The organism is uncultured Nostoc sp., from assembly GCF_964247315.1.
In the GTDB taxonomy this organism is placed as follows: domain Bacteria; phylum Cyanobacteriota; class Cyanobacteriia; order Cyanobacteriales; family Nostocaceae; genus Nostoc.
The window spans coordinates 5,691-16,124 of sequence record NZ_CAXTTT010000148.1; the positions used below are offsets into that span (position 1 = coordinate 5,691).

Genomic DNA, 10,434 nt, shown 5'->3' on the forward strand with positions numbered 1-10,434 from the left:
GCCCAGACAGGCAACTGGAGGAGCTTCTCGTGGCAACCTCTTTACACCTGCTGTCGGCAAAGGCGCTCCCCAACAAGCAAGTGCGGGTGCTTCTCGCGTTGGTACTTACTACTTGAATCCAGCAACTACAAGTACAACACAACCAGCAGCGCTAATCGCCCTCTTGCCCCAAAACTTCTATGGCACAACACTGTCTGAACGTCCCACAATATTGGTGTATCTCCCATTTTCCAATGCTCAAGAAGCCGTGTTCAGCCTCAAAGATGAAGCTGGCAATATGCAACATCAGATGAACATTTCAGTTGCGGGTAAAACTGGGGTAATCGCGATCAAATTACCAGTCAATGCACCCGCTTTAGCCGTTGGTAAAAATTATCAATGGTTCTTAGCACTCAAAGTAGATGGGCAACTCAGTCCAAGTACGCCTTACGTCGATGGTTGGGTTCAGCGTATCCAGCCCAGCGCTGAGTTAGCAACAGCAATCCAAAAGCAAGATGCTCTGAAGCGGGCTACTGCTTTGGGTAAAAACGGTGTTTGGTATGATTGTGTGGCAACACTTGCAGCAGTATACACCGCTCAACCCAACAATGCAACTCTCCGCAAACAATGGGAAGAACTTCTATCCTCAGTCAGTTTGAAGGAGATTGTAACAGCGAACTTATTAGCATCTACTAACTAATTGCAGTTTGGGAATTGGGCATCCCTTCGGCTTACCTCGGCTTACTTCGACTACGCTCAGTACAAGTCGCTCGGCACAAGTCGCAGTTCGACTGCGCTCACCGTAAACTCAGGGCAAGTGGGCATTGGGCATTAGGTTAAGAGTAATTATTCTTTTTGTCCCTCTCTTGTTTCTTCTATCCAGTCCCCATTACCCCTTATCTTCAGAGGGGACGCCGAGTTCCCCAATCCCCATTTATATAGTACAAATATGTGGCGCAAATTCCAGGCTTTTGTCCAACGCACTCGCAGCGTTTTGATTATTACTCCTAGCGTTGCCTTGACGGTTATGGTTGGGCAATCGTTGGGACTTTTCAATTTACCGGAATGGGAAATTCGCGACGAATGGGTTCGTCAGCGATCGCCTGTGGCGATCGCTGATGAGATTGTGATTGTCACAATCGATGAGCGCGATATCCAAGCTGTGCGTAAATGGCCAGTTCCAGACTGGGCGCTAGCACGATTACTAGAAAAAATCCGAGCGCAGCAGCCTAGAGCCATTGGCTTGGATCTCTATCGAGATTTACCGGAAGGAAGCGGACACGAGCAACTTGTTCAAGTTTTTCGCAACACTCCCAATTTGATCGGAGTTGAGAAAATTACTGGCGAACGCGTTAATCCCCCACCGGAATTGAAAAAACAGGATCGGGTAGGATTAGCAGATTTAGTGTTAGATGGCGATCGCTTTGTACGTCGCGCCCTCCTGACAGCTGAAGATGCCAAAGAGAAAAACACCATTAAAGCCGGACTAGCAACCCTTGTAGCCCTAAAGTACCTCGAAGCTGAAAAAATTAGCTTAGAAAGCATTGACCCTCAACAGCAAAAGTTTCAGTTGGGTAAAGAAATTTATTTACCACTGCAAAATCAAGAAGCAGGTTATACCGATGCCGATTTAGGAGGCTATCAAATTCTGCTCAATTGGCATGGAACAGATGCCGCATTTCGGACAGTTGCGATGCGCGATGTGTTAGCAGGTAAAATTCCAGCAGATTTGATGCGCGATCGCATGGTATTTATTGGGTCGATTGCCTCCAGTACCAATGATTTCTTCAGCACACCCTTTTCTTCTTGGATCTCTGCTCAAAAACCGACTCCAGGTGTAGTTGTTCATGCGAATATTGCTCATCAACTAGTACGAGGAGCAAAAACAGGAAAAGCCAGTCTGCACGGTGTTTCTGGCATTTCTTTATCACTCTGGATTGTTTTGTGGTCTGTCATTGGTTCTACAGGTAGTTGGTTGTTATCCACGTTATCCACTAGTAGCAAGCTGCGGGTTCCCGGCGGCAAAATTCTTTGGGCAACTGTAGGCATCAGTGGAGCCTGTATATTGTGTGGCTATGGGATGTTTTTGTATGGTATTTTAATTCCGGTAACACCCACCTTAGCGGCGTTTATCGGTAGTGTGATTGCAACAACTAATGCCTATAAACAGCGGAAGTTAGAAGAAACAAATCGCCAACTGGAAATTGCCAACAGTCAACTATTAGATTATTCCAAAACCCTAGAGACGAAAGTCGAAGAACGAACTCATGAATTAGTCGAGGCAAAGCAAGCTGCTGATGCTGCCAATCAGGCCAAGAGTGAGTTTCTCGCCAATATGAGCCACGAACTACGCACACCTCTAAATGGCATCCTTGGTTTTGCCCAGCTACTAAAAGGATCGCCAAACATCACAGCTAAAAACCTAGAAGGAGTCAGCATTATCTACCAATGCGGCTCGCATCTTTTGATGCTGATCGATGACATTCTCGATCTCTCGAAGATAGAAGCGAGGAAATTGGATTTGGTTGTCACTAACGTCCATCTGCCAAGTTTCTTAAATGGTGTAACTGAGATTTGTGGTATCCGGGCTGAACAGAAAGGGATTGGATTTAATATCTTAATTAGCGATCGCCTACCACTTGCCATTGAAGTCGATGAAAAACGGCTGCGGCAAGTGTTAATTAACTTACTGGGCAACGCGATCAAATTTACAAATAGCGGTAGCGTAACGTTCAAAGTGGAAGTCATTAGTCATTCGTCATTAGTCATTGGTCAAGAGTCTAAACAAATGACGCCACTTGCTTCACTTGGGGAGACCCCAAGACCGCAGTGGCTCACTAATGACAATGGACAAATGACACATCAAAATATTCGTTTTCAGATTGAAGATACGGGTATTGGAATGTTACCAGAGCAACTTGAGAAAATCTTTTTGCCGTTTGAGCAAGTGGGTGAAGCAGGGCAACGATCTGAAGGTACTGGCTTGGGATTGGCAATTAGCCAAAGAATTGCGGCATTGATGGGGAGCCAAATTCAGGTGCAGAGTCACCTGGGCGAAGGAAGTCTGTTTTGGCTGGATTTGACAGTATCAGTACCACTCGCTCATGACTGGCGTGGAGGAGCGATGCCTACGACGGATTACACTCAAACTCCCCAGAAAATTATCGGGATTCAGGGTAGTGCGCCTCAGATTCTAATCGTCGATGACGATCGCAACCACTGTTCTATGTTGACCAATCTGCTGCAAGAAATTGGCTGTCGAACCCTAGAAGCAACTGATGGCAAACATGGGCTACAGGTGGCAATTGAACACAATCCAGATGTGATTCTGCTAGATTTAGCCATGCCCAATATGGATGGTTTTGAGTTAATGGTTCACCTGCAAGCGAATCCACAAACTCGTTCTATTCCGATTATCGTCTCTAGTGCCAGCGTCTTCGAGTCAAATCGTCAGCGGAGTTTAGAGGCAGGGGCAACAGCATTCCTACCCAAACCTCTCCAGATTGAGGAACTACTCAATAGACTGCGATCGCTGTTGGGAGTGGAATGGATGTATGCCGAATCTTCACCTCCCAAAGGTGAGCAGATCGGTGCTAGTGAATGGGTACTACCATCTCAAGATGTTTTGCAACAACTCTATCATTTGGCAATGATGGGAGATATCTCGGCGATTGAAGGAATGTTAAAAGAACTAATTGAGCAAAATAGTCAACTAGCTCCCTTTGCAGCAGAGTTAAGCAAACTCACTGCCAATTTCCAAACCGGAAAAATCCGTAAGTTACTCAAATCATTTGTCACAACGGAGTTACATCCATGATCGCTGTTCCTATCTCGAAACCCATACATATTCTATTAGTGGATGACAATCCCAATAATCTCAAGGTGTTATCTGAAGCGATTCAGAGGTGTGGCTGGAAAGCCCTGATGGCAACAGATGGAGAGTCAGCGATCGAACAAACAGAATATGCTCATCCCGATCTGATTCTCTTAGATGTAATGATGACAGGTATTGATGGATTTGAAACTTGTCGCAGACTGAAAACCAATCCCACCACTGAGAATATTCCAGTAATTTTCATGACTGCCTTATCCGATTCTACAGACAAAGTGGCGGGACTGGAAATAGGTGCAGTTGACTATATTACCAAACCTTTCCAACAGGAAGAAGTCATTGCCCGTTTAAAGTTACACCTAAAAATTTCCCATCTCACCCGCACATTAGAAGAACGTGTGCAAGAACGCACCGCAGAATTAACTCAATCTTTACAAGAGTTACAGCAAACCCAACTACAAATGATCCAGAGTGAGAAAATGTCCACTTTAGGGCAAATGGTTGCAGGTATTGGTCATGAAATTAATAATCCGGTTGGTTTTATTGGCGGAAATTTATCTTATATTGAGGAACATGTAAATAATCTGCTTCGCCTGGTGAACCTGCAACAGCAGAAGTTACCGCAGCCAGACCAGGAAATTCAAGAGCTTGTTGAAGAAATTGACTTGGAGTATCTGGCAGAGGATCTACCGAAACTACTGGCATCAATGCACCAGGGAATTACCCGTCTTAAAGATATCAGTCTCTCTCTGAGAACTTTTACTCGCGCAGATATATCATCTCAGGTGGAGTTTCAGATTCACGAAGGAATTGATAGCACCTTAATGCTGTTGAAACATCGACTCAAAGGCAATGGCGATCGCACTAAAATCCAGGTTATCACACAATACGGTGAGTTACCTCCAATCAGTTGCTATCCCGGACAACTGAACCAGGTGTTCATGAATATCATCGCCAATGCCATTGATGCATTTGATGAACTCCATCAAAACAATTCTGATCGAGAGATTGCTGCTTGCGAGAATATCATCACCATTACGACATCTGTTAATCCCCAGCAACAAACCGTCACAATTTGCATCCAAGATAACGGCCCCGGTATGCTTACTGAAGTGCAATCTCGAATTTTTGAGCAATCTTTCACAACCAAGCCCGTAGGTAAGGGAACCGGGCTGGGATTAGCGATCAGCTACCAAATTATTGTTGACAAACATAACGGACAAGTCAACTGCTTGTCAGTACCTGGTGAGGGAACAAAATTTATTATTACTCTGCCTATATAAACAAATATACATTAATTTTGTCAGAAATTCCGCAACTCTACATAACTACACTCGATTTAGCCCATAACCTAAGTAAAAGCAGATTCACTTCTCTTGAAATTTTCTTTACGAATCAGCTCTAAAGGTTGCATCTGATTTTATTAATTATTTAGAAGTTTACAACAAATCAATAATCCAATCTTGTTAGATGGACTGAAAAGCCTGCATTTGGCAACGGGTAGGCGAGATACCCACCCTAATTATGCAATTTCAATTTGGAATAGCTGATTTTTGAGATACACGACGTTTTTTAGCTACTTCTAGGTAGTCTTTCCTAGCTATTTACCGGTAAGTCCTTGGTTTTTTCTCTAATGTTCCCTTTATCTGTTCATAAAGCAAGTCAATTATTCTTTCTGTCTGTTTTCTCGCTTGATTTACTGGCATTAAGATACTAAAATTTCCTTCTTCGGATGTTAAAAGTTTTTCTTGGGATGATGCAGGTGTACAAGCCGATAAAACAAATATCCCGAAACAATTAATTATCCAAAAACGTTTAATAATTTTGATAAGTAAATCCATAAATGTTATTTTGCAATAATTTTTATTTAGAATCTAAAGCTATTCCTCCACTCATCACTTCAATAACCCACATCAGCACAGCTTTCGGTAATTTTGGGAGAATCGGATTGTTCCTGCGATGGGCTGCGCCTATGCGTCCTTGCTTTATCCCAGCTTTCTTGTAACTAAAAAAGGTTACTCGGAAAATCCGATTAGATTGAGCTTCAAAACTCGGAACTTGAGCTTCAAAACTTGACATTTCAAGTTCTCTACTCAAACTCCGAGTTTCTAAGCTCTAACTTTCAACCTCTTAAGCAAAATTGCCAATAGATTTTCTGGACTATTGATGTTTACGGCTGCACTTTTCCAAATTTACAGACGAAATTGCGCCTTCATCAATTTTTAGTTTCTACCTTTGAAAGAGTTTAGCCATTCTTGAACTTGCTCTCGTGCAATATCGCGCCCTCCAAGACCAAAAGCTAGGGCAATAGCAACTGCGATCGCACCTAGTAAAAGTCCAAAGGCTAAATTTACAATATCACTGGCAACTCCAATCTGTTGCAATGCCATTGCCGAGACTAAGCCAATGATGGCAATCCGCGCCACTTGTCCCAAAATCTGGGCTTGGCGATCGCCGGAACTGGTAATGATATTAAAAGCTAGATTTGCCAGGAATAAGCCAATGGCAAATATTATCAATCCTGCCAAAATCCGCCCGAATACGATCACAATCCCAGACACTAATGCCGTCAGGGCTGGAATATTCAGGATATTCACCGCCGCCACCGTTGCAAACAGCATGATCCCCACTAAGGCAACAATGCCTGCAATTTCCGATGGCGTGCGGCTTGGAATCGGAGGAGTTGTTGATTCTGTAGAAATTACAACTCGTCTGCTGGGTGTTGTCAGACCCAGTATGCTGAAAATGTTATTAAAGCCTAAATTGGTGAGGATACTTGTAACCAGATCCGCCACAAACCGCCCGACGAAATAGGCAACAATCAAAATTGCCACGGCTGTAAAGATGGCAGGAAGGGCGTTGAGAACCTGTTGCAGCATTGCGATCGCAGGTATTGATATTGCATCAATTCGCAAGGCATTCAGCGCGGCGATCGCTACAGGAATCAAAATCAAAACATAGACAATTGTGCCGATAATACTCGATAGAGGTTGCACCCCCGCAGCCGAAGATAATCCCAATCGACTACCTAAATGGTCGATACCAGTTGTCGCCAGCAAGTTTGTTACAATCCGCCGCACCACATTAGCGATGAACCAGCCAACTACAGCAATTAATATCGCCGCTAAAATGTTCGGCAGAATTAGCAGAACTTCTGTAATTAAAGCTTGTACTGGTTGTAGAGCCTGCTGTAGTCCGAGAGTATCCAAAATTGGAGCGAGAAACAGCAAAAATATAAACCAATACAGAGCGTTGCCAATCGTCTCACTCAGAGACAGCTGATTGAGGCTGGGTGTTCTGTCTTCTGGTTCTGGATTCAAACGCTCATCCAGATTAAATGTCTGTAATGAGCGCACAGTGATAATCCTCACAATGGTCGCCAAAAACCAGGCTGCTACCAAAATGATTCCTGCACCAACCAACTTTGGCAAAAAGCCAATAAGTTGATTGAGAAAATTATTCAGGGGTCGAGAGGCTATCTCCAGATCCAATGTCTGTAAAACAGCAACTGCCGTCAACAGGATAATGCTCCAAAAGACTAAGCTGGAGATTAATTTCTCCACTTGGGGAACATCTTGACGACCCGTTATCCCTGCGGCAATGCGGTTATCTATATTTGTGCGATTAAGGATTCCTCGCGTCACTGCTGCTGCGATCGCTGCAATCAGCCAACCGACTAGTAAGATTGCTACCGCCCCTAAAAGACGAGGCGTAAACAGAATCAACTGTTGAACAATGCCTTGCACATCAGCAATTCCTTGATTCACTGCTGGTTGTATTGGTTGCAGGCTGGGTGATGATTGTGCCAAAAATTGCTGTACCCTTGTCGTTAAACCAACTCCGTAGGCGTAGCCCGTCGTAGACATCACCTGGGTTATTTCTTGCCAAGTTGTGTTCATAGTTTTCGGGAATTATGCTTAAGTATTCGCCGCAAACACTGAGTCAGTGTTTTGCCTATCAATTTACCAGTAAAAACATACATATTTACTCATATTTGATTTAATCAGGACTTACGCAAAAATTACCAGAAAGCTTAATTTATCGAACCGCCAAGTCGCCTTCTCTGCAAGAGGCTCCGCCAATGCAAAGCGTCTCGTTAGAGAAGAACGCCAAGGATTCGTAGAGTGAGTGTGCGTAAGTCCTATTAATATACGGGCATTGGGCATGGAGAAGAGACAAGGGAGAGACTTGTTCAATAATTCCCCCTTGTCCTCCTTGTCTCCTCTGCTCCCCTGCTCTCTCATCTCCCACTTTGCTGAATTTTGCGTTACTCTAATTGCAGCAACAGCATCAAAGATGTGGAATGTCCCAAGTTTTGTCACAATCGATTCAAATTAATGCTACAGCTACGGTGGTGGAGCGCTGTATTAGCGATTTAGCTCTCATGCACCGTTGGCTCAACCCCGTCCTGCGTTGCGAACCTGTAGGCGAAGCTTGGAGTACCGATGTCGGCAGTAAAAGTCGTTTTATTATTCAAATTCCTCTACTCAAACCCACCTTGAATAGCGTAGTTGTAGAACGACAACCGGGTTTGGTAGTCTGGGAATTTCAAGGGTTTTTTCAAGGGCGCGATCGCTGGGAATGTCAACCCACAGAAAAGGGAACGCGCCTACTCAACCGCTTTGAGTACGATATCCCTAACCTTTTAATTAATTGGGGTTTTAACACCTTTGCTGCGTCTTGGACAAAAGAAGATATGCAAGCCCAACTGCGCCGCCTCAAACGAGTTGCAGAAGAACAAAATAATTCGTAATTCGTAATTCGTAATTCGTAATTGGGCATTGGGCATTGGGCACAAAAGGCAGAGGTGCAAAGGGGCAGAGGGAAAAAACTTACTACAACTTCTCCTCTGCTCCCTTGCTTCCCTACTCCCCATTCCCTACCCATCCTTACCCAATTCAGTAAGTAGCCGCCGAATCACAGATGCATCTTCAGCATCGGGAACTTTTGCTAAATAATTTTGTAAGTCGTCTACGGCTTGGGGGTAGTAACCGAGTTGATAATAAATCAGACCGCGATCGCGTAATTCTAAAGTTAAACCAGGAAACAGCAACAAAATTCGTTCAACTGCTGCCAGCGTTTTTTCTAACTCTTGCTGTTTGAGGTAAATAAATTTTAAATTTGTCAACATCCGGGCCAAAAATTGCCGATTACTAACTACAGCTAAAAATTCTGGTTGTAGTGTCACAGGTTGTTGATAAAGTTGAGACAGTCGGTCTTCGCAATCTTGAGCAAATATTATTTCACCGCCATTGAAAGCATCGACGAAAATCTCTATATCGGGAATATCTGGGCGGATCAGGAAATGTCCTGGCATTCCCACACCTACCATCGGAAAATCAATTCGTCGGGCAACTTCCAGGTAAACAAGTGCCAAGGTAATAGGAATCCCCAGTCGGCGGTCAATTACATCATTGAAAAAGCTGTTACGTGGATCGTAATAGTCAATTTTATTACCAGAAAACTTCAAATCTTCGTAGATATATTGATTAATACTTTGAACTATCCGCAAAGGATATCGTGAGTCAGGCAGGCGTTCTTGAAGCTCCCACGCTATTGTATCAAGGGCATTGAGGTATTCCTCTGGGTCTAGGTTGGGATATTCTTCTTGTGCAATATACAAAGCTGCCTTTGCTAGGTCAATGTGCTCGTCAGACTGCTGAATCTCCTGGTAAAAATATTGTCGTGCTGACGATAAATTCATAAGCTATTGCTCGGTGGAGGTGTGAAGATGAAGCGGGTGAACTAACACCAGTTTGCCGTAACTACATTTATTTTAGCGCTGCATTAACATCACTTTACGGCAGTAGTTACCAAATTTACGCAGCTTTTGATTTTTGACTTTAATCAAACTCTATGGGTACAGGAGTAGTAGAAAGCTGCTGTCAAAAAATATCCCAACTTTAAAAACTTTTGTCTAGATATTTGCTAAAAAATATCTATGTAAGCCTGACCTTAGCTCAGTTTTTACTACTATTTAATTAAATTTATAAGGTAAATTTTACGTATTTGTACGCATATTTTATTCTCAATAAATAAATTAACTACTAAGCTATTCAATAGGAAAGAATTCAGGATTCAGAATAATTAAAGAATCAGAAGAACATTTGATGAATAAATATACTAATTATTCTAGATTCCTTATAAATTCTGAGCAAAGGCGGAGCATCTTTGCCTTTGCTCCTGACTCTTGGGTGCTGAATCCTTACTTCAAGAGTTACTGAGCAAGAAAATAAAGTAATTTGTATGACGACATCAACCGGTTTCAAACATTTAAGCAAAATCAGCATAGCGATCGCAGCCTTTACTGCAATTGGAATTGCAACATCGGCTTCTGCTAAGGCTGCATCCGTGGTTCTTCTAGAAGACAATTTTAATACCGAAAATAGCGGCAATGAGGCGTTAAACTATAACAGTTTTGCCAATTGGAATGTTACAAACGGAACAGTTGACCTGATTGGAAATAATGGGGTTTTTGACTTCTTGCCAAACAACGGACTATACGTAGATACAGATGGCTCATCAACTCTGGCTGGCAAACTTGAATCTAAAACAACATTCGCGTTTAATCCCGGATTTCTCACAAGCAGTAAAAAATCAATTTACATAACTTGATGTGAGAC

General features: G+C 43.1%; 9 protein-coding genes. 5 read left to right on the top strand and 4 right to left on the bottom strand.

Annotated elements, in window-relative coordinates:
* The 3 genes from ACFE93_RS30235 to ACFE93_RS30245 form a co-directional block, all read left to right on the top strand.
* Positions 1–679: DUF928 domain-containing protein (locus tag ACFE93_RS30235; RefSeq protein ID WP_375479095.1), on the top strand; the 679-nt coding region annotated here is incomplete at its 5' end.
* A 249-nt stretch (positions 680–928) separates the two neighbouring features.
* A complete protein-coding gene (locus ACFE93_RS30240) occupies positions 929–3,796 on the top strand; it encodes a CHASE2 domain-containing protein (protein WP_375479097.1) in 2,868 nt (955 codons plus the stop codon).
* Positions 3,793–5,094 carry a response regulator gene (locus tag ACFE93_RS30245; RefSeq protein ID WP_375479099.1) on the top strand — a complete coding sequence of 434 codons (1,302 nt, stop codon included), beginning with the start codon at positions 3,793–3,795 and terminating at the stop codon, positions 5,092–5,094. The genes ACFE93_RS30240 and ACFE93_RS30245 overlap by 4 nt, the downstream gene beginning before the upstream one ends.
* 321 nt (positions 5,095–5,415) lie before the next feature.
* Here ACFE93_RS30245 and ACFE93_RS30250 read toward each other — a convergent pair whose 3' ends face one another.
* From ACFE93_RS30250 to ACFE93_RS30260, 3 genes are all read right to left on the bottom strand, one after another.
* Complete coding sequence (locus ACFE93_RS30250) at positions 5,416–5,652, bottom strand: hypothetical protein (protein ID WP_375479113.1); 237 nt, start codon at positions 5,650–5,652, stop codon at positions 5,416–5,418.
* Between the two features lie 22 nt (positions 5,653–5,674).
* Complete coding sequence (locus ACFE93_RS30255; protein WP_375479101.1) at positions 5,675–5,890, bottom strand: hypothetical protein; 216 nt, start codon at positions 5,888–5,890, stop codon at positions 5,675–5,677.
* A gap of 143 nt (positions 5,891–6,033) precedes the next feature.
* The gene (locus ACFE93_RS30260; protein ID WP_375479103.1) at positions 6,034–7,710 is read right to left on the bottom strand and encodes a mechanosensitive ion channel; all 1,677 of its coding nucleotides are present in this window, start codon (positions 7,708–7,710) and stop codon (positions 6,034–6,036) included.
* Between the two features lie 404 nt (positions 7,711–8,114).
* On the opposite strand from ACFE93_RS30260, the gene ACFE93_RS30265 reads away from it, so the two are divergent.
* Positions 8,115–8,564 carry an SRPBCC family protein gene (locus ACFE93_RS30265; protein ID WP_375479105.1) on the top strand — a complete coding sequence of 150 codons (450 nt, stop codon included), beginning with the start codon at positions 8,115–8,117 and terminating at the stop codon, positions 8,562–8,564.
* 126 nt (positions 8,565–8,690) lie between these two features.
* On the opposite strand, the gene ACFE93_RS30270 is transcribed toward ACFE93_RS30265, so the two are convergent.
* Positions 8,691–9,515 (bottom strand): SirB1 family protein, encoded by an 825-nt coding sequence (locus tag ACFE93_RS30270; RefSeq protein WP_375479107.1) that lies wholly within the window; start codon positions 9,513–9,515, stop codon positions 8,691–8,693.
* Between the two features lie 542 nt (positions 9,516–10,057).
* On the opposite strand from ACFE93_RS30270, the gene ACFE93_RS30275 reads away from it, so the two are divergent.
* Positions 10,058–10,426, top strand: a complete 369-nt coding sequence (locus ACFE93_RS30275; RefSeq protein WP_375479109.1) for a hypothetical protein — start codon at positions 10,058–10,060, stop codon at positions 10,424–10,426.
* Positions 10,427–10,434 lie beyond the last annotated feature (8 nt).

Excerpts from the sequence above, each read along its gene's own strand:
- ACFE93_RS30240 (WP_375479097.1), top strand. The coding sequence starts at position 929 with ATGTGGCGCAAATTCCAGGCTTTTGTCCAACGCACTCGCAGCGTTTTG.
- ACFE93_RS30245 (WP_375479099.1), top strand. The coding sequence starts at position 3,793 with ATGATCGCTGTTCCTATCTCGAAACCCATACATATTCTATTAGTGGAT.
- ACFE93_RS30250 (WP_375479113.1), bottom strand. The coding sequence starts at position 5,652 with ATGGATTTACTTATCAAAATTATTAAACGTTTTTGGATAATTAATTGT.
- ACFE93_RS30255 (WP_375479101.1), bottom strand. The coding sequence starts at position 5,890 with ATGTCAAGTTTTGAAGCTCAAGTTCCGAGTTTTGAAGCTCAATCTAAT.
- ACFE93_RS30260 (WP_375479103.1), bottom strand. The coding sequence starts at position 7,710 with ATGAACACAACTTGGCAAGAAATAACCCAGGTGATGTCTACGACGGGC.
- ACFE93_RS30265 (WP_375479105.1), top strand. The coding sequence starts at position 8,115 with ATGTCCCAAGTTTTGTCACAATCGATTCAAATTAATGCTACAGCTACG.
- ACFE93_RS30270 (WP_375479107.1), bottom strand. The coding sequence starts at position 9,515 with ATGAATTTATCGTCAGCACGACAATATTTTTACCAGGAGATTCAGCAG.
- ACFE93_RS30275 (WP_375479109.1), top strand. The coding sequence starts at position 10,058 with ATGACGACATCAACCGGTTTCAAACATTTAAGCAAAATCAGCATAGCG.